The organism is Mucilaginibacter sp. (genome assembly GCF_025362475.1).
Lineage (GTDB): Bacteria > Bacteroidota > Bacteroidia > Sphingobacteriales > Sphingobacteriaceae > Mucilaginibacter.
This window is the reverse complement of record NZ_JANYGH010000078.1, coordinates 49,965-69,879: the sequence shown is the minus strand read 5'-3', so window position 1 is coordinate 69,879 and position 19,915 is coordinate 49,965. Positions and strand designations below refer to the sequence as shown.

At 41.0% G+C, this 19,915-nt stretch carries 19 protein-coding genes; 10 read left to right on the top strand and 9 right to left on the bottom strand.

Going from position 1 to position 19,915, the window contains the following annotated elements; genetic code table 11:
- Positions 1–419: 419 nt before the first annotated feature.
- Positions 420–1,205 (top strand): hypothetical protein, encoded by a 786-nt coding sequence (locus Q0R88_RS26480; protein ID WP_295721712.1) that lies wholly within the window; start codon positions 420–422, stop codon positions 1,203–1,205.
- Between the two features lie 395 nt (positions 1,206–1,600).
- Here Q0R88_RS26480 and Q0R88_RS26475 read toward each other — a convergent pair whose 3' ends face one another.
- Positions 1,601–2,380 carry an SDR family oxidoreductase gene (locus Q0R88_RS26475; RefSeq protein ID WP_295721711.1) on the bottom strand — a complete coding sequence of 260 codons (780 nt, stop codon included), beginning with the start codon at positions 2,378–2,380 and terminating at the stop codon, positions 1,601–1,603.
- Between the two features lie 211 nt (positions 2,381–2,591).
- Between Q0R88_RS26475 and Q0R88_RS26470 the strand changes: the two genes are divergently transcribed.
- The 5 genes from Q0R88_RS26470 to Q0R88_RS26450 all read left to right on the top strand — a co-directional run bounded on the left by Q0R88_RS26470 (position 2,592) and on the right by Q0R88_RS26450 (position 7,046).
- The gene (locus tag Q0R88_RS26470) at positions 2,592–3,437 is read left to right on the top strand and encodes an alpha/beta hydrolase (protein WP_295721710.1); all 846 of its coding nucleotides are present in this window, start codon (positions 2,592–2,594) and stop codon (positions 3,435–3,437) included.
- 176 nt (positions 3,438–3,613) lie between these two features.
- Positions 3,614–4,024 carry a nuclear transport factor 2 family protein gene (locus tag Q0R88_RS26465; protein ID WP_295721708.1) on the top strand — a complete coding sequence of 137 codons (411 nt, stop codon included), beginning with the start codon at positions 3,614–3,616 and terminating at the stop codon, positions 4,022–4,024.
- A gap of 275 nt (positions 4,025–4,299) precedes the next feature.
- Positions 4,300–5,175, top strand: coding sequence for an RNA polymerase sigma factor (locus tag Q0R88_RS26460; RefSeq protein WP_295721706.1), 876 nt, complete (start codon positions 4,300–4,302; stop codon positions 5,173–5,175).
- A 462-nt stretch (positions 5,176–5,637) separates the two neighbouring features.
- Positions 5,638–6,468, top strand: coding sequence for a helix-turn-helix domain-containing protein (locus tag Q0R88_RS26455; RefSeq protein ID WP_295721704.1), 831 nt, complete (start codon positions 5,638–5,640; stop codon positions 6,466–6,468).
- A gap of 65 nt (positions 6,469–6,533) precedes the next feature.
- Entirely contained in the window at positions 6,534–7,046 is a 513-nt protein-coding gene (locus Q0R88_RS26450) for an SgcJ/EcaC family oxidoreductase (RefSeq protein ID WP_295721702.1), read from the top strand.
- A gap of 114 nt (positions 7,047–7,160) precedes the next feature.
- Here Q0R88_RS26450 and Q0R88_RS26445 read toward each other — a convergent pair whose 3' ends face one another.
- The 3 genes from Q0R88_RS26445 to Q0R88_RS26435 form a co-directional block, all read right to left on the bottom strand.
- Entirely contained in the window at positions 7,161–8,174 is a 1,014-nt protein-coding gene (locus Q0R88_RS26445) for a zinc-binding alcohol dehydrogenase family protein (RefSeq protein ID WP_295721700.1), read from the bottom strand.
- Positions 8,175–8,359: 185 nt separating this feature from the next.
- Positions 8,360–10,012: an altronate dehydratase family protein gene (locus Q0R88_RS26440; RefSeq protein WP_295721698.1), complete on the bottom strand. Its 1,653-nt coding sequence runs from the start codon at positions 10,010–10,012 to the stop codon at positions 8,360–8,362.
- Positions 10,013–10,042: 30 nt separating this feature from the next.
- Positions 10,043–11,512 carry a tagaturonate reductase gene (locus Q0R88_RS26435; RefSeq protein ID WP_295721696.1) on the bottom strand — a complete coding sequence of 490 codons (1,470 nt, stop codon included), beginning with the start codon at positions 11,510–11,512 and terminating at the stop codon, positions 10,043–10,045.
- Positions 11,513–11,875: 363 nt separating this feature from the next.
- Between Q0R88_RS26435 and Q0R88_RS26430 the strand changes: the two genes are divergently transcribed.
- Positions 11,876–12,907 carry a LacI family DNA-binding transcriptional regulator gene (locus Q0R88_RS26430; RefSeq protein ID WP_295721694.1) on the top strand — a complete coding sequence of 344 codons (1,032 nt, stop codon included), beginning with the start codon at positions 11,876–11,878 and terminating at the stop codon, positions 12,905–12,907.
- A gap of 112 nt (positions 12,908–13,019) precedes the next feature.
- Here the strand turns inward: Q0R88_RS26430 and Q0R88_RS26425 are convergent, their stop codons facing one another.
- From Q0R88_RS26425 to Q0R88_RS26415, 3 genes are all read right to left on the bottom strand, one after another.
- A complete protein-coding gene (locus tag Q0R88_RS26425; protein WP_295721692.1) occupies positions 13,020–14,684 on the bottom strand; it encodes a cytochrome c biogenesis protein CcdA in 1,665 nt (554 codons plus the stop codon).
- A 149-nt stretch (positions 14,685–14,833) separates the two neighbouring features.
- Positions 14,834–15,283 (bottom strand): protein-disulfide reductase DsbD domain-containing protein, encoded by a 450-nt coding sequence (locus Q0R88_RS26420; protein ID WP_295721690.1) that lies wholly within the window; start codon positions 15,281–15,283, stop codon positions 14,834–14,836.
- 17 nt (positions 15,284–15,300) lie between these two features.
- Positions 15,301–16,359 carry a PLP-dependent cysteine synthase family protein gene (locus tag Q0R88_RS26415; RefSeq protein ID WP_295721688.1) on the bottom strand — a complete coding sequence of 353 codons (1,059 nt, stop codon included), beginning with the start codon at positions 16,357–16,359 and terminating at the stop codon, positions 15,301–15,303.
- Between the two features lie 177 nt (positions 16,360–16,536).
- On the opposite strand from Q0R88_RS26415, the gene Q0R88_RS26410 reads away from it, so the two are divergent.
- Complete coding sequence (locus Q0R88_RS26410) at positions 16,537–16,998, top strand: Lrp/AsnC family transcriptional regulator (RefSeq protein WP_295721686.1); 462 nt, start codon at positions 16,537–16,539, stop codon at positions 16,996–16,998.
- Between the two features lie 153 nt (positions 16,999–17,151).
- Here Q0R88_RS26410 and Q0R88_RS26405 read toward each other — a convergent pair whose 3' ends face one another.
- Together Q0R88_RS26405 and Q0R88_RS26400 are read right to left on the bottom strand one after the other, a co-directional pair.
- A complete protein-coding gene (locus tag Q0R88_RS26405) occupies positions 17,152–17,904 on the bottom strand; it encodes a glucose 1-dehydrogenase (RefSeq protein ID WP_295721684.1) in 753 nt (250 codons plus the stop codon).
- A gap of 162 nt (positions 17,905–18,066) precedes the next feature.
- Positions 18,067–18,807, bottom strand: a complete 741-nt coding sequence (locus tag Q0R88_RS26400; protein ID WP_295721682.1) for an SDR family oxidoreductase — start codon at positions 18,805–18,807, stop codon at positions 18,067–18,069.
- Between the two features lie 319 nt (positions 18,808–19,126).
- Between Q0R88_RS26400 and Q0R88_RS26395 the strand changes: the two genes are divergently transcribed.
- A complete protein-coding gene (locus Q0R88_RS26395) occupies positions 19,127–19,510 on the top strand; it encodes a hypothetical protein (protein WP_295721680.1) in 384 nt (127 codons plus the stop codon).
- Positions 19,511–19,650: 140 nt separating this feature from the next.
- Positions 19,651–19,896, top strand: coding sequence for a heavy metal-binding domain-containing protein (locus Q0R88_RS26390; protein WP_295721678.1), 246 nt, complete (start codon positions 19,651–19,653; stop codon positions 19,894–19,896).
- The last annotated feature ends 19 nt before the right edge of the window (positions 19,897–19,915 follow it).

Genomic DNA, 19,915 nt, shown 5'->3' with positions numbered 1-19,915 from the left:
AGTAGGTAGAGCAAAGGACTGAAAATCCTTGTGTCGCTGGTTCGATCCCAGCTGATACCACAGAAACAGAAATCCTCTTAGTTAACGCTAAGGGGATTTTTTGCGTTTAACCGCCTTTCCTGACATGCAACGACTTTTTTGAGATCAGTCCGAAAATTCACATCGCCCCGTATCTAATTAGATGATTTTTTCTCTTTAAATAAATCATTAACAAGCTTTTAATGATTTACTAACAAATTGCTTATCATATATATTATTTGTAAGTTTATGTAATCAATTGTATTATTTATGGTGGTAAAATTTTAGGCATTTATTTTGTCCTTACTTGGCTTTTTTATTAAATAATTAAGTTATCAACCGCCAAAAAGAACCTCCACCAGACGAAATAAATTTCTATATCATATTAAAACTTAAACATTATGAACAAGATTTTAATTTTTGCAGCTTTATTTAGCTTATTGATTTTGGGATGTAAGAAAAAAGAGAAGTCTCCTGAGGCAAGCCTGTCGGGTGCGTATGAACTTGAAAAACAAGTACTCGATCGAGGAGGCAAAGACTCTACTATTAAACGAACTCAAGTTAAAATCTATACAGATCGTAACTATGTATACGCCAGTATAGTTCCTGATTCATCTGTTGGGTTTGGTGTTGGCACTTATACACTTGACTCGGCTAACCGACTTAAGGAACATAGTATTTATACCAGCAGAGCGCTTGACTCATCCCTAACCTATAATCTTGAGATTACAAGAAAACCTGGTGGTTATACCCAAGTCATTCCCGACTTTGCCACAGTAAAAGGTGTAAAATATGCATTGAAAGAAGATTATAAAAAATTCCCGCCAGCGGATAGCTCAGTGCTTGATGGTTTGTGGAAAATGGAAAGAACCTATACAATAAAAGGCAAGGACACGATCCCAACTGATGTAACGCAGTATAAAATATTCTGGGGAGGACATTTTATTTTCATACACAGGTTCCTTCAGAATAAGGAAAAAAACATCTTTAAAAATGGATTTGGTACAGGGGTATTTACTTTTAGTAATGATACGCTTAGGGAAGAAGAGCAAATATCAAATTACCGGCTTCTTCAGGGTAATAAATTTACTGTTAAAGTCACGATGAATGGTCATGACGAATATACCCAGGTGATTAATAGTGCAACAAATGGCCAATCTGTAGAAATATACAAGCGTGTCAAATAAAAATTCCTTACTTAACCTTGTGTCACTGGTTCGATCCCAGTTGATACCACACCTTAAAAGTCTCTTAGTTAATTCTAAGAGGCTTTTTTTATGGTGAAAAGTGCCATTAGAAGCTAAAAACGTAGGATCAGGGATCAAGTGGAATTCTTGGGGGATAGATTTCTAAGCATAGATTTCGGGACAACTAACGCAAAATCGCCCTCAGAATATTCTGAGGGCATTTTTTGTTTTAATAAAAATTTATTGAAAATTAAATAACTGTAAATCAATATAGTTTTGGTTCGAATCCTGTTATGTCTTCTTGAAAATATTAGCTTATCTCCATCTTCTCAAGACAGACTATGTTACAGCATGGCTAAAATATAATCGAAAAGCTCTGATTTCAATAACTATGATTAACCGCGACCTGTTGACATGCCACCGTCTACAGCTAAGATTGCACCGGTTGTAAATGCGCTTTCGTCTGACAAAAGGAATACAATCGCGCTTGCCGCTTGTTCAGGCTTGCCGTTTCTACCCGTTGGATTCAGACCTAACAAACTGTTGTAGGTTTCTTGAACCTTTTCAAGGCCCACAACGTCATTTAACACGTTGGTAACGAAAAGGCCGGGGGCTATAGCGTTTACCCTGATATTTTCAGGAGCCAACTCAACTGCAAGGTGTTTGGTCAAAGCGTGCAAACCTGCTTTGGCTACAGAATAAGCCGAAGTTGGCATGCCCTTTACAACATTTTCTGACCAGTAAGAACCAATGTTCACAATAGCGCCGCCACCGTTTTCTTTCATTTTCTTGGCTACTGCTTGTGAGATGAAGTAAAAACCTGTATTGATATCCAGCAACGCAGCGTATTCATCCGGGGTTGTATCCAAAAATGGTTTTGGCCTAAAGATACCTGAAGCGTTCACCAGGTAATCGATTTTGTTTTCCTTTTCGATTTCGGCAATGAATCCCTTTACACTTTCAGTATTGGTAATGTCAACAACTTTACCTGTAACCTTGATTTCAGGATTGTTGTTAGATATTTCAGTTACTGTTGCTATAACTGAATCTTTTGTTTTACTGGCTACAATAACGTTTGCGCCTCTTTCAGCAAGCAACGCTGCCGTTGCTTTGCCCATACCACTGGTTCCACCTACAACCAATGCTGTTTTTCCATTTAAATTTTGAGTTTTCATGTTTTTAAATTTTTTTCCACTTTGACGCAGGTTTTAAAAACCGTGACAAAGTTTTTTCTGGAAGCAGTATAATCAGTTCTGTTACCTTAAAATCTGATCCTTTATTTCCGCGGCGCTTTTTTCCTTTTAAATTTTGATTTCCAATTTCCTCAGCTGCTTACTGTTTGTCACAGTTTTTAAAAACTACGTCAAAGGATAAAATAAAATTATCATGAGCCAATACTCCACATTAACCGTACCTACGCAACACGTTGACGTAAAAGGTACTAAATTCGCTTACCGCCGTTTCGGTAAAACCGGCCGCCTTCCGCTCGTATTCTTCAATTACTTTACCGGAAATCTTGACAACTGGGACTCAGCATTATTAGACCCGCTTTCGCAGGATCGGGATTTGATTATTTTTAATAACAAAGGTGTTGCTGGTTCTGAGGGCGTTCCGCCAGGCACAATTGCAGAAATCGCTAAAGATGCCCGAGATTTCATCGCTGCATTAGGATTGAAAAAAATAGACATTCTTGGATTTTCAATGGGCAGCTATATTGCGCAACAGGTAGCAATCGATCAGCCGGAACTGGTAAATCGCGTCATCCTTGCGGGTTCAGGGCCGAGAGGCGGTGAAGGTTTGGAAACTTTCTCCCCGGAAATTTGGGCATTATTTGACAAACAGTATAACACACCCGATGAGTTATTATTGGATGTTTTCTTTTCTCCGACAGCATCCAGCCAGAAAGCAGGCTGGGATTATTTGAACCGCATCCGTTCGAGAGCTGAAAAAGATTCCGCTCATGGTGATCATGTTATTCCTTCTCAGGTCGCTGCAATTGGCGAATGGGGTAAAAAAAGCGAAGGATCTTTCGACTATCTAAAAAAATTAATTCATCCAGTATTACTAATAAGCGGTAAGAATGATTTAGTATTTCCTACTGTTAATGCATTCATACTACAGCAGCATCTTCCGGATGCTAAGTTGGTTATTTATCCGAATTCTAACCATGGATCGATATTTCAGTTTCAGGAAGATGTTATCCTTCAGGTAAATACTTTCCTGAATAAATAATTGACAGGCCGCTTCATACAATGGAGCAGGTGTGTGACCAGTAAGGCAATAGCTTTACTGGTTTTGACATTTATGTAAAATTTTAGTACCACATTTTCTTCAATTACTACCATAGATTTCCAATAGACCAATGTTAACTTTATGGGTCTAATTTTAACTACTATTAAACTTACTATATGGAACAAAAACTTCCATTGCCTCCTTTCAATTTTGAAACGGCAACACAAAAAGTGCAATTGGCAGAAGATGCCTGGAATACCCAAGATCCGGAAAAGGTGTCGAAAGCCTATACGATAGATAGCGAGTGGCGAAACCGCTCCTCATTTTTAAAAGGGCGCGAAGCTATCGTAAAATTTCTGACCGAAAAATGGGCAAACGAATATCAATATAAATTGAAAAAAGAATTATGGGCATTTACGGATAAACGGATCGCGATTCGTTTTGAATATGAGTACCATAATATCCAAGGTGAATGGTTTCGTGCTTACGGAAACGAAAATTGGGAGTTTGATGAAAATGGATTAATGATGAAGCGTTTTGCCAGCATTAATGATGTACCTATTGCGGAGTCAGAACGCAAGTTATAAAATCTACGTAGTGGTAATTTCCGAATTATTTTGTAGCTGGCATAAAGGGCTACCCTTGCATAATGTACAGGTGAATCTAAGTCTTTAATAGCTACAATGTAATATCACGCTTTAAAGAGGTTATCAATATAACTTTGCTTAACCCTTAATTAGTGTGATATTTATATTTGTAAAGAAAATGAATCCATAATTTTCGAATACTATGAATTATGTTTTGGCTCGAAAATTTTAGAAAATAAATAATAATAAAAGCTATTCCATTTACATTTTGATTTATGACGCCTTTCAGCATATCATATAAGGAAGAAGATGATCTCACGTTGATCAGGGAGTTTTTTGAAGGCTCCAAAGTTGCACTAAATCGACTGATCAATCGTCACCAGCAATTTATCTATAATCTCGCTTTAAAGTTTGTGGGGGACCGGGATGAAGCCGCAGATTTAACCCAGGAAGTTTTAATATCCATCATATCGAAGTTGGATAAATTTCAGGGTAACAGCAGCTTCCGTACCTGGCTATACCGGATGGTTTATAATCGGTTTATCGATACCAAAAGAAAGAAAATAGAAAAATCAGTTGTATCCTTTGAAGAGTACGGAGATTTTCTGGATACCGTGTATAACGACGAGGATATGACGCCGCAAGAGCAGGCGGACAACGGAAAGGCAATCGACTGGACACGTAATAAATGCCTTACAGGGGCGCTAATTTGCCTGGATAGGCAACAACGCATGGTTTTCATACTTGGTGCAATCTTCAATTTGAAGTCCAATATAGCAGCCGAGATTCTCGAAGTGACGCCGGAGAATTTCAGGAAACAACTGCAACGTGCTAAGGATGATTTATTCAGATTTATGCAGGATAAGTGCGGGCTAATAAATGTTGCGGCTCCTTGTCGCTGTCAAAAGAAAACCAAAGGATATATTCAGGATGGCATTGTGTCACCTGAAACCATACAATTTTACCCTCAATTTACTGACTCTATAGAATCTGTTGTTGAAAGTAAGAACCGGGAGATAGATTACCTGATTACAAATCCATATTTGTACTTATTTACTCAACAACCTTATGAAGACAAAAAAGACAATGAAATTAAATCGCGTCATATTCTAAGTGACCCGGCAGTTATGCAGCTTTTTCAATTATCATAGGCACGGGCCTCATTGAGCTTTATTGATATTGTCTTTGATAAAAATAAACCGTCAAAAACTTCAAATATCTTCTTCATAAAAATCTGGATCTAATAAATTACAAATCCAAATCGGCCATTAAACGCAAATCAGACAGAAAATAGTTCGAAATTTGTACGAGAGTCACCACACCTTCAAAAGTTTTTTAGTTAATTCTAAGAGGTTTTTTTATACCGTTAAGTGCTATTAGAAACTCCAAACACCTGTTTATTTTTAAGAAACCAACGCATACAATTCTAATATCCAAATACTTACCAGATACTATCAAATTCTATTATTGGTAGCAGCCTATCAAAAGTCAGCAAATAATTCATTAATTTAGCTTATGTATCGGCTGGATATTATATCACGCCTTACTCCAATAATAAATCGTTAGCGATTAGGGGATTGTCATTTGCCAACTGTAAATAACCTGCGAGCGTTATGTTTCAACAATTCTACGAGCCGCATCCGGCCTTAAAAGAGTTTGTAAACAACATCATGATTCATGAGGTAAAGTTTGAGGCGGCGAAAAACGCGCCCGCTTTTTCTATTCCACCGCTACCCGAAAACTGCTTGTTCTTTTATGTAAGGGATAGCGTGGAGGCGGAGTGCGTACCCACAAAAAAAAGGGAAACGCTTTCATCATCCATCATAACTGGCCCCCAGATTAACAGACAAATTATCATCCCGGGAGGGCATCATTTGATGGTAAAGGTGGGATTCCAGCCCGGTGGCTTGTACCGTTTTTTAGGTATCCCAATGAATGAGCTTTTATGCAATGATGCATTTGATGCGCTGGATCTGCTGGGAAATGAAATGAACGAAATAAACGAAAGACTATGCGAAGCTGGTTCTTTTTCCGAAATGAAAATGATTGTTGAAGGCTTTCTGCTAAAGCGTGCAGGAAAACTAAAACAGATCTTGCCCATTGATCGTGTATTTCCGCGGATTATAAAAGAACGCGGATTACTTAAAATAGACCAGCTGGCATCCCAGGCCTGCTTAAGCACCCGGCAATTTGAAAGGGTATTTCAACAACGGATAGGCTTGTCGCCCAAACATTTTTCCCGTTTGGTAAGATTTGCCCAGGCCTGGATTATTAAAGAACAACAGCCTGGCATTAGCTGGATAAACATTGCGAATGAATGCGGATATTTTGATCAGATGCACCTCATACGCGATTTCCATGAATTTGCAGGCGTCAACCCCTCATCAATTGAAGCGGATCTTTTAAAATCACCCACCAAATTTTTTAACCGGCTCTTCTGCTAAGACGTCGTTTTTGTACTATGTGTTTCCCTTCTTCTGGAGATACTTTTATAGAAAAATACTTAGTTATGAAAAAAGCACTTACAACAATAGTCTGCTTATTGATAAGTGGGCTCATATTTGCTCAAGATCGCACCAAAGATGAAACAGCCATCAATAAACAGGTTGATGCTATGATATATAGTTGGAACAGTCATAATTATGATGATTTGAAAAATTATACTACAGAAAATACCGATTGGGTAAATGTGGTAGGCATGTGGTGGAAAGGACGAAAGCAGTCACAATATGCACACCAGGTATATCATAATACAATTTTTAAAACAGCGGTATGCGAGAAAACGTCTGTTGCCATTCGGTTTTTAACAAATGATGTGGCGATAGTACACCTATTTTGGCATTTTTCTGACCCGCACCCCGTTCCGTTACCTGACGGGAAAAGCCCCGGTCCGACTGATGGCCTGGCAACCATTGTATATGTGAAACAAAACGGAAAATGGCTAATGGATGCCGCGGAAAATGTTGTAATTGATAAAGGAGCACAACCGTTTGACCCGGTGAAACAAATGCCGAAGGACTAAACGTGATTAATAAATCCTCCGGCTAACACAAAAAAGCTTCTTAGTTAAGCTAACGCTAAGTAGCTTTTTTGTGCCATACCTCTAATTGCATTTTGTAAATCTTCTCATCATTGCCTATACTTCAACCATGGCTTTAATAACTCCGTTGGCCGGGTTTAGCCAGCTTTTAAACTGATCTTTTACTTCATCAAATAATACCCGGTGGGTAATATAAGTTTGTGGATTAACCTGCCCGCTTTTCATAGACCTGATCACGTGCTCAAAATCCTGCCGGGTAGCATTGCGGCTGCTCATCAGGGTGGCCTCGCGTTTATGAAACTCCGGGTGACTAACTATAATATCACCCCGCTGTAAACCTACCAGTACATACCTGCCACCATGTGCCAGGTATTGAAAGGCGCCATTTATGGCGTTTTGGTTACCGGTTGCATCAATTACCACGGTAGGCATATCGCCATTGGTAATTTCATTTAATCGTGCCAGGGTATCTTCGTCCTTTACGTTTATGGTATGAGCAATCTTCAGGCTATCCTTGCAAAAAGCCAAACGCTGCGTGTTTACATCGGCAGCTATTACCGTTGCCCCTGCTATGCGTGCAAACTCCATAATACCCAAACCAATTGGCCCCGCGCCAATAACCAGTACAAACTCTCCGGGTTGTACTGCGGCCCGCCGTACGCCATGCGCACCGATAGCCAATGGTTCAACCAGTGCCAGCTCATCAAAGCTAAGCCCTTCGCCATGCACCAGTAAACGGGAGGGTACTTGCAGGTATTCGACCATGCCGCCATCGGTATGTACTCCGCAAACCTGTATGCTAACACAGCAATTAGGCTTACCAGAGCGGCAGGCTATGCAGTGCCCGCAATTAAAATAGGGTATAAATGTTACGGCTTCTCCTTTTTCAAATCCATCCTCGCCCCCTGCATCAAGCAATTCGGCGGCAAGCTCGTGACCCAACACGCGCGGATAGCTGAAGAAAGGCTGCGTGCCTTCAAACGCATGCAGATCAGTGCCGCAGATGCCTATTCGTTTTATTTTAAGCAAAGCATTGCCAGGTTTAAGTTCAGGAACATCGGCAACACCATATTCCAGTTGACCGGGAGTTATACAGGTAAGTATTTTCATTATGTTATTTTAAATGAGAATCAAGAATCAAGAATCAAGAGAAAAAGCGCCAATGGCTACTCCCTATTCCAAACTCAATAAGGTAAAGGCTTGAAAACTTTGTATTGTTCTTTTTGCGCCCATCTTCTGTCTTGGCTCTTGACTCTTGATTCTTGATTCTTGATTCTTAGTAATTGTAAATCTATTTATAAGGATACCCCGCGTTTCCACGGGATAAAATCGTCCTGGCCGTGCCGTACCGCGCTTACTTCAATTTCGCCACTGGCTACTTTAATAACATAGTCCAGTATCCTTTCTCCTGCCTGTTCAATGGTTTCGTCACCTTCAACTATGGTACCGGTATTAATGTCAATGATATCGCTCATCTTGTTAAACAAGGTTGTGTTTGTGGCAATCTTCACAACCGGGACTATCGGGTTACCGGTTGGCGTACCCAAACCTGTTGTAAACAAAACCACATTAGCACCAGAGCCAACTTCGGCCGTGGTTGATTCCACATCATTACCGGGTGTACATAGTAAATTCAAACCTGGTTTGGTAACTTTTTCAGGATAGTCAAGCACATCGGCCACCGGTGATGTACCGCCTTTTTTAGCAGCACCGGCAGATTTAATGGCATCTGTTATTAATCCATCCTTTATGTTTCCCGGCGATGGATTCATATAAAAGCCTGATCCCGCTTCTTCGGCACGCTGGCTATAGCTGCTCACCAGGCTGGCAAAACGTTCGGCTTTGTCTTTATCCAGGCAACGGTCTATCAGGTTTTGTTCAACGCCGCACAGTTCAGGAAATTCGGATAAAATAACCGAACCGCCAAGAGTCACCAACAGATCTGAAGTATAACCGATAGCAGGGTTCGCCGAAATTCCGGAAAAGCCATCAGAGCCACCGCACTCCAGGCCAATAACAAGCTTACTTAATGGCGCTGGTTTACGGGTAATTTTGTTAGCCTGCATTAACCCAGCCAGGGTTTGTCGTATGGCCAACTCCATCAGGTCGGCTTCCTTACCAGTTTTCTGCTGATCCAGGATATACAGCGGCTTATTAAATTCAGGTGAGCGTTTACTGATCTCCTCCTGCAAGGTTCTTACTTCTGCATTTTGGCATCCCAGGCTCAATACCGTAGCACCCGCCACATTGGGATGCGTAATATAACCTGCCAGTAAACCGCATAAGGTAGTGGAGTCCTGTCGTGTGCCGCCGCAACCGCCCGTATGCGATAAAAACTTAATACCATCAACATTAGGGAACAGCTTATTACCTGTACTTTGAGCAGTATCGCCATCAATTTCAGTATATAACACTTCATTGATCTCTCCTCCTGCTTTAATCATACCTATCAGTTGCTGGGCTTTTATCTCGTAGGTTTTCTTTCGTCCATAGCCCAAGGGTTTTACCAGCGCCTCCTGCAATACTTCAATATTGCGGTTCTCGCAAAATACCATCGGAATCACCAGCCAGTAATTGGCAGTACCTACGCTACCATCTTCGCGGTGATAGCCGTTAAAGGTTTGGCTTTGCCATTTACTTACATCGGGTTTGTGCCAGTCGGTATGGCTGCTGCCGGTTAAAAAACTGCTGGCCGCATGCACTACATTGCCGGTGGATAGCAAACCACCAACCGGGATAGGGCTTTTTGCCTTACCTACCAAAACGCCGTACATAATAATCTCCCCACCTTCTGCAATATCCGCAATGGCAAACTTATGTTTGGCGGGGATAAAATCAGTTAATGTATAACTATCACCTTTATATTCAACAGCTTCACCAGCCGGCAAATCAACCAGGGCTACCAGTACATTATCGGCAGGATGTACTTTTATAATTCGTTGTTTCATTGTTTTAATTTTGATAGTGTAGCAATCCGTTTAACCATTATTGATCTGGCTAAATTGCTCAATCACAGCTGCTGTAAAGCCAGGCAAAGCGCTCAGGTCAGCATCCCACAGGTCTTTATTTTTTAGGATATTTTCAATTACTGTACTATTATCCCCGTTTTCCCAAACCTTTGCGAAATAGGCGGCCTGGCTATCTGTAACTTTATATTCCTCTCCGTTAATAGTACCGGTATATAGCCCCTCATCTCCTGCTTTAACATGCATAAAACGGATAAAGGCAGCAAACCCTAATGCAATACATGCCGGTACCTCATTCTTCAATTTATAATAGTTTAATAATAACGGAATAACCCTCATTTTAATTTTAGTGGAGTACTGTACCGAGATACTTAACCACTCATGCCTGATATACGGATTGCGGAACCTATCCAAAACCTTATTTGCAAAATCGGCAGCAACTACATCATCAATTTTATACGGAATGGAAGGCCTGATCTCCTCAAACATTAACTGCGTAATAAACTTTGTAAACTGTTCATCACCCATTGCTTCTTTAACAGTTTTAAATCCTGATAAATAGGCAAAAGCACAACAAAGCGTATGTGTGCCGTTAAGCAGGCGCAATTTCAGCTCTCTGAACAATTCAATATCGTGTGTTATCACTACGCCTTCATCTGTCTGGCAAAATGATAACACATCCTTTATTTTATCATCACCTTCAATAGCCCATAAACTGTAGGTTTCGGCCATGATGCCAAGGTTATCGGTGTAGCCATTTTTCGCCTCTAATTCCTCGCCCGAAGCCTTATCCGGTCGACCGGGCACAATTCTATCCACCAATGAATTACAGAAACTATTGCTATTTTCCAGCCAGTCCATAAAGGCGGGCTCCAGTTTATTAAGATGGGCCAGTTCCAACACAATGGCTTCCAGTTTTTTCCCGTTATCAACAATAAGTTCGGTAGGGATAATAACCAGGCCGCTATCCGTACTGCCATTAAAAGCCTGATACCGCTCATATAAAACAGCCAGTAGCTTACCCGGGAAAGACGCTGGTGGATGCTTGCGCACATCCTCTTTAACCAGTTTAATACCAACTTCTGTAGTGTTGGATATCACAACCTGCAACTCAGGGCTTCTGGCCACTTCCAAAATTGCCTCCCATTCATTAGCGGCAGATAAAACCCGGCTTATGGCCGATGAGATAATCTGTGTGCTTACTTCCTCCCCATTTACAATGCCCTTTGAATAAATGGTGTACAAATTATCCTGCTTATCAAAATCATCAACTGTACCTGTATCTGTTGATTTTACAACAACCACCCTGCCGTTAAAAATCCCTGTGCGGTTGGCCTTGTCAATAAAGTAATCGGGCAGGCCTCTTAACAGCACTCCGGTACCAAATTGCAGCACTTTTTCTGGCAGTTCAAATATTTGCTCACCGGGTATTTCAAGCCCTGGTATGTTTATTCTTTTCAGGTTATATTTTGATAAGATCATATTGTTTTTATTGGGGTATTTTTTAATTAATCATTGTTTTGAAATGATGCTTTTACCGACATGTTTTTTCTACAGATAATTTGACAACTCCTTATAATTGGTAATGGATATTAATTTGGGCCATGCTGATAGCATGCAGGCTTAAAATTCCTAAGCAAGATTAATCGCTCTTGAGTACAAAAAAAAGTATCTGGCCAACTAAAACTGCGCAAACGTTTCCGGGAACGTTTGCACAGTTTTAAAAGCTGTTTACAAAAACATGCTCATGCCCCATTTTTACAAAAAACAGTCATGTAACAAAAATCCCTAATATTTGAAACTGTTTGGCGTTAACCGTACTTTGCAGGCTCAAAGGACCAAATTATGTTTGAATCTTATACCATTAAGGACATAGCAAAGGCTTTGGGTGTATCAACATCAACTGTATCAAGAGCTTTAAAGGGCAGCTATGAAATAGGTGCCGAAACTAAAAGACTGGTTCAGGAGTTTGCCGAAAAGGTAAACTACCGCCCAAACCCCATAGCATTAAGCCTTAAGGACCAAAAAAGCCATTCTATTGGTGTTGTGGTATGCGAGGTAGCTAATGATTATTTTTCACAGGCTATTAATGGCATCGAGTCCATTGCTTACAATCTTGGCTACCATGTTATCATCACGCAAACCCATGAATCATTTGACCGGGAAACGGTAAACGTACAGCACTTACTTTCAAGGCATGTTGATGGCTTACTGGTTTCCCTATCTACTCAAACAACCGATACTTCACAATACAAGTATTTGCACGAAAAAGGTTTTCCAATTGTATTTTTTGACAGGGTAGCAACCGATATTAATACCCACAGGGTGGTTGCAAATAACTTTAAGGGGGCATTTGACGCTACGGAACTTTTAATAAACTCGGGCTTTAAAAAAATAGCACACCTTACCAGTTCAAATAATTTATCAATAAGCCACGAAAGATTTGATGGTTTTAAAGCCGCAATGGACAAACATGGCCTGGCATTTAACCCCGGTTATTTGAAACATTGTGAGCACGGGGGTATGATTTATGATGAAATAGAATTTGCCGTAAAAGCCCTGTTAGCTATGGACGACAGCCCCGAAGCTATTTTTATAGCCGCCGACCGGCTTACCATCAGTTGTGTATCTATATTAAAAAAACTGGGGGTCAAAATACCGGGGGATATTGCATTGGCAGGCTTCACCAACTCTGATGTGGTTGAACTATTTGATCCGCCATTAACCGTTGTTCGCCAGCCAGCATTCCAGATAGGACAAAAGGCTACAGAAATGCTTATTAAAACCATCGAAAGCAAGTGGCCGGTTGAAGAGTTCACCACAGAACGGATGGAGACCGAACTGATTGTACGGTCATCATCCCAAAAGCTGTACTAAGGTGAATTAATACAAAAAAAGCATCCGCTTCTGAGAATGCTTTTTAATTAACTATTAACTGCTTAAAGAACGAACGAAGACTTTTTATAGTAACCCATCCAACTCATACAACTCATTGTATCGCATAAGCTTTTAACCCGGCATCAAGGTATTTTAAGTAACTAAGCGGATCATAATCTGCCCCGCCCGGCGTTACCAAAGGCTCCTGTGTATCCGGGTTAAGCAGCACATAAAATGGCTGCGAATTGGATACAAATTTGGAGGTTTGCAGGTAGCTCCATTTATTGCCTATGGTTTGAATTTTCCGGCCTTCGGGAGTGGTTGTCTGCTCCTCTTTTGCCAAATCTGTTTTGTCATCAACATACAATTGGATAAGTACATAATCTTGCGTGATACGCTGATATACCTGTTTATCCGGCCATACGTTAGCTTCCATTTTGCGGCAGTTAACACAGGCATGGCCTGTAAAATCAATCATCACCGGTTTGTGCATCTTTTTGGCGTAGGCTATTCCCTCCTCATAATCAAAATACGGATCAAAGCCTTTCGGCTTATCAAACAGATCGGCATATTTATGCGGGCCGGTAGCGGGGCCGTTACTCCTGTTATTAGTGATTCCCGGATTAGACAGGTCAAAATCCTGGGTTGATTGTGGCGGCAAAAAAGCGCTGATAGATTTTAGCGGCGCTCCCCATAAGCCCGGCACCATATACATAGTGAACGATAGCACGATAATGGCCAGGAAAAGCCTCGGTACCGAAATGAATTTCAACTCGCTGTCGTGACTGAATTTGAGCTTACCTAACAGGTAAAAACCCATCAGCGCAAAAATCACTATCCACAACACCAGGAATATTTCCCGATCAAACCAGTGCCAGTGATAGGCCAGATCAACATTGCTTAAAAATTTAAAAGAAAGGGCAAGCTCCAGGAAGCCCAATGTTACTTTAACACTATTAAGCCAGCCGCCCGATTTAGGCAAAGATTGCAGCCAGCTGGGGAACATGGCAAACAACACAAAAGGAATAGCCAGCGCCAGCGCGAACCCAAACATACCTATAGCCGGACCAAGCAATGCGCCTGTTGTAGCAGCCTGTACCAGCAAGGTGCCAATAATAGGACCGGTACAACTAAAAGATACCAGGGCCAATGTAGCAGCCATAAAAAACAATCCCATCAACCCGCCTTTATCTGAGTTTTGATCCATTTTATTTACCCAGCTTGATGGCAGGGTAATCTCAAACGCGCCCAGGAAAGATGCCGCAAACAAAACGATCATCAGGAAGAAACCAAAATTAAAGATCCCATTTGTGGACAAACTATTCAAGGCATCGGCCCCAAAAACAACCGTTACCACAAGCCCCATTACCACATATATAGCTATAATGCTGATACCATAAACTGCCGCTTTACCAGCCGGGCTGCCTTTTTTATCGCCAGATTTGGTGAAATAACTTACCGTTAAGGGCAACATCGGAAAAATGCAGGGCATGAGCAATGCTGCAAACCCGCCTGCCAAACCGGCTAAAAAGATGGTCAGCAGTGTTTGTTTATTTTGATCCTTATTTGCTCCTTTTGCGGGTGCCTTTACAACTTTTTTGCTAATCACCTTTTCCCGGCTGCCGTCTTTGTCTGTCCCGGTGGTTTTTGCAGCCGGGGGCGTATTTATTTCTGTAAATTCAATACCTGCTGTTGAGGCGGTATCCTGCGCCTTTGCCAAATTTGGGGTGAACAGGATACCGGCTGTGAGTAAAATAAGTAATATGGTCTGCTTCATTAATTTTGTTCTTTAAAATCTGTAGTCCTTTTATTACCGGGATAAATAATATTCAGGACTACATGGATACTGTATCGCGCCAAAAAATAAGGCAAAGGCGTAGCCTTGGGGTATTCCCCAAATTCATTTTAATGTGAATAGATGTTGGTTTATTTTACCGGGATGCTGAACTCGATATCATCTGGTGGCAAGCACTTTTGATCGTTACAGGTCATGTATTCCAGCTTGCCGCTTACCGTAGTTTGCTTGGCTTTCAGCCTGATCTTTTGCTGAAAAATCACGCTCTTTTCAAAGAAGCCAACTTCCATCCCGAAAACTTTTTCCATGCGGGTTATGGGCTGAGGCTCGATAGTTTTACCTACCAGTGTAAAAGCTTTTGATGGCGTAAAATCGATGGTGGTTTTTACAGGGCCGCCATCTTTAACAAACTGGGAATATACATGCCAGCCTTCGTCAATAGTAGCTTTAATAAATACTACCGCTTCGGTGGCGCTGGTTTTTTTTGCGGCATAGCTCCAACGTACGGGTTGTAGTATTTGCGCTTTGCTTTGTATCGCAAACAGAACAAGGGCTATTGCAACAATTGTGATTTTTTTCATGAGGTTTTTGATTGTTTTTATGGGATAATAAATTCGTTTAAGCGGGAGATAGGCTGATAACCGGTAAAATCGGTATCGGTAGATAGATAGCCTTCTTTAATAATTTCTTCTTTTACCAGGTCTGTGCTCAGGTATTTTTTATTGCTATCGCATAGCAGGGTAACAACAACGGCATCCTTTCCCAATTGCTCTTTCAGCTTAATTGCTCCAATCACGTTGGCGCCCGATGAAATACCAACGGCAAGCCCCAATTGCCTGGATAGCTTTTGTGCCATAATAATAGCATCGCCATCATTTGCCTGAACAACATGATCCATTTGATCGAGTTTTACAATAGCCGGTATAAACTCGTCAGAAATTCCCTGGATACGGTGACTGCCAACTTTATAACCCGTTGTTAATGTAGGTGACTCGGCCGGCTCCAAAGGGTGGATCTTAATTTGCGGATTCATGGCTTTCAGATATTTACCTGTTCCCATCACTGTACCGCCGGTACCTACGCCTGCCACAAATGCATCGGGTTTAAGACCGATATTAGCCAATTGCTTCCATATTTCTGGCCCGGTGGTCATTTCATGAGCCTCGGCGTTGTGGTTGTTTTCAAACTGCTGCGGTAAAAATACCCCTCCCTGTGCTGCTAGCTCTTCACTAAGTTTTATACTACCCAAAAAGCCGCCTTGCTCTTTACTGATCAATAACACTTCGGCCCCCATGCTTCTGATAATATCTATCCGCTCTTTGCTTAGCCAGTTGGGCATAATGATCTTTACATCATGCCCCAGCGCTTTTCCAATCGCGGCAAAGGCAATACCTGTATTACCGCTGGTGGCCTCAATAATGGTATCGCACGGGTTTATATTGCCGTTTTTATAAGCCTGGTGTAAAATGTACAGCGCCATTCTATCCTTTACACTGCCTGTAAGGTTATAATGCTCACATTTTACATAAATTTCTCCAGCGTTGCCATTATAGGTGTACTGTAACTTTAACATTGGCGTGTTACCTACCAAATGCCATAAGTTTTGAAACCTTTTTTCCAGTTCTATATCTAAATCCAATACTGCTGCCCCAACCATACCTTAAAATTTATGGTATAAATGTCCCTATATCCTATAATAAGAACAATGGTTTCCATAAAATCCATAAATTTTATGCTTTAATCATATTTTATAGTGTTATTTTTCAGTTTCGCAGAACATTAGTTCTTATCATTGTATGTTTTTTCAATGCTTGTTTTTTCAATCTTTTTATCAATGACAGATTTAGACCTAACCGACCTGGAAATTTTAAAGCTTTTACAGCAAAATGCCTCATTAACCAATAAGGAAATTTCTTATAAGCTCCATAAATCTATCGCTACCATTCATGAAAGAATCAGAAGGTTGAAAGAACAGGGCTATATAAAAAGGGTTGTAGCTATACTCGACCGAAAGAAGATCAACAGAAACCTGATCGCTTTTAGCCATGTGCTTTTAAATGATCATACGGCCAATACCTTAAATAATTTTGAACTGGAAGTAGCCAAGTTTCCTGAAGTAATGGAATGCTTTCAGATGACCGGCGCATTTGATTTTATCCTGCGCATTGCTACAAGTGATATGGAGGCCTACCACCATTTTTACAGAAATAAACTGGCAACCCTTCCCAATATCACCACCGTACAAAGCTTTTTTGTTTTATCAGAAACCAAAAGCGATACGGCTTATCCATTGTAGGCTTTACCAACCTGATGTTACTATAAAAAATAAAGGCGCTTCCATTTTACCGGGAGCACCTTCTTTTTTTATTTATTCAGTAATCTATTTTACTTCTATTTCAGCTGAACACTTAGCACCAAACCTGTCAGTTGCCAAAATTTAAATTATTGATTAATTAGTGGCGCCGCCGTTGATCAATAAGTGTTGGCCATTTACAAATGACGACAGGTCGCTGGCGAAAAATTCGGCAGCGTTGGCCACATCTTCCACTTCGGCCAGTCTGCCCATGGGGCAGCTGTCTAATAATTGTTTCCTTAATTCGGGATAGCTGCCTGCTTCTGCAAAGATGCCTGAATGATCAACCGCGAAGGGGATGATAGAGTTTACAGTTATGCCTTTATGACCTATCTCTTTAGAAAGGATATCAACCAGGTAACGCGGAGTGGTTTTGCTGCCGCCATACACTGCCATTCCTGGTACGGGGAATGAGGTGGTGCTGGACGCGATGTAAATGATACGGCCATTGTTTTCCACATTTTTTGCAGCCTGCTGCATGGTGAAGTAAGTACCTTTGGTGTTGATCCCGAATACACGATCAAACTGCTCCTCGGTAAAATCAACTACCGGGGTTTCTACCAGCTCGATACCAGCATTGGCCACTACGATATCTATTTTGCCAAATGCTTTTTTTGCCTCCGCAAATAAGCGTTCAATATCGGCAACTTTACTTACATCGGCCTGTACGGCTATTACCCTTGCGCCCATAGCCTCGATGTTGCTTACTACTTCATCTGCTGATGCTTTATCTCTTGAATAATTGATCACAATATCTGCACCCAATGCAGCGTAGCGTTCTGCTATTGCCTTACCTAAACCGCGTGCTGATCCTGTTATTAATGCTACTTTATTATTTAATGAGTTCATGACTTTACTTTTAAAATTTGTGATTACACTGATTACTCGATGATTTCACCGATTGATTTGAAATACAATTTGTGTTTTTACCGTCTTAATTCTTGACTCTAACTTCTTGACTCTCCCTTAATCGTGCTTTTGCTGTCTTGATTCTAATTTCTTGACTCTCTTTTAAGCCATTCCACCGTTTACACCAATATTTTGTGCACTGATCCATTTGGCATCATCGCCGGCCAGGAATACAACAACCCTTGCGATATCTTCAGGCTCGCCGATGCGATTGAAGGCTGAAAGTGATGCCAGGCGGTCAATCACTTCCTGTGGCTTGCCTTTGGTGAACAATTCGGTATTGGTAGGACCAGGAGAAACGGAGTTTACATTGATACCCCTTGCGCCAACTTCTTTGCTAAATACACGGGTTAATTGCTCAACCGCTGCTTTGGTAGCCACATAAGTGCTGTAGGTCGGCAACATGATCCGGTTAACAGAGGTAGAAAAGTTAATGATACTGCCCTTATCGGCCAGTTTTGTGGCGGCTTCCCGCATGGTGTTGAATGTGCCGCGTACATTGATATCAAACTGGCGGGTAAAATCTTCGTCGGTAGTATCTTTTAGCAGTTTGGTGATCATAATGCCGGCGTTGTTTACCAACACATCAATTTTACCATAGTGAGCGATGGCTGCATCGAACATAGCCGCTACTTCGGCTGATTTACTTACATCGGCCTGTAATGCTATGGCATCACCACCGTTTTGTTTGATAAGGTTAACAGTTTCATCGGCGGCTTCTTTACCGCTTGCATAGTTGATTATTACTTTGGCACCGGCATTAGCCAGTTGTTGGGCTACTGCTGCTCCTATACCTTTAGATGCGCCGGTTACTAAGATTACTTTTTCTGATAGCGTTTTCATGATTTCCTTTGTTATGTTGTTTTGTTTTTGTCTTGTTTGTTTTGACATAACAAAGGTGAGGTTTGAGCGAACCTCAAATGATACACATATTAAAGCATTACATGTAAATATCTAAGATGCTGTTTAAAACAGCCCAATTATGCAAGCGGTAGTTTGGCTAAAGCCCCTTGTTTTTCACTTATTACTCCGTTGACTTTAGTCAACGGCAATGATTTAACAACATTATTGTAGCTGCTAATCGCCCGTCTGCAAAAAGTAAAATCCCGGCATTATATAACTTGATTTGTATAAAATTTAAATTATTAAGTATCTTCGAATTGTGAAACGCAGCGCACTCATTATATTAACAGCCGTTTACCTTTTATCCTGTGTGGGTATTGGGGTAAACCGTTTTTATTGCTGCGGGAAACTGGCTTCGGTTACCTTCATCTATGGCTCAACCGATAATACAGGCAAAGCGGCTAAAAACAACAATGACTGCTGCAAAAACGAAAAACAAAGCTTTAAGATCAAGGATACCCACGTAAGTGCCGATTCTTTTGTTTTGGGTACGTTATCACCGGTAATTCTGCCATCTTTCAATACCTGGAATTCAACAGTCATTATTAAAGATTACGATGCCGGTATTGGTTATCAAAGCAACGCCCCCCCGGCAAGCCCCGATATACCTATCTATACCCGCAACTGTACCTACAGGATCTGACCTGTACCTTTTCTATTTAGCCTTTACTATCTGTAAACCGGCTACGCTTTAAATTAAAATCAATCATCTTAATTTATAATCAACGTATAGGACTTGCTATAGTCTTATGCCATTTCTCCATTTTTTTAATTTTTATTTTCATGAAAAAAGTAACCCTGATGGCCATTGCAATCTTGTTTTCAGCAGCAAGCGTTTTTGCATCTCACTCAAGTACCGCGGTTTCCGACACTACCAAAACCAAAAAGGTTAAACCTGTTAAAGTACAATACACATGCACCATGCACCCCGAAGTATTGAGCGATAAACCTGGAAAATGCCCCAAATGCGGTATGACCCTGGTAAAAAAGGAGCCTGCTAAAAAGAAAGCTACATCAATGAAAATGTAATTCATTTAATCCCGGTGCT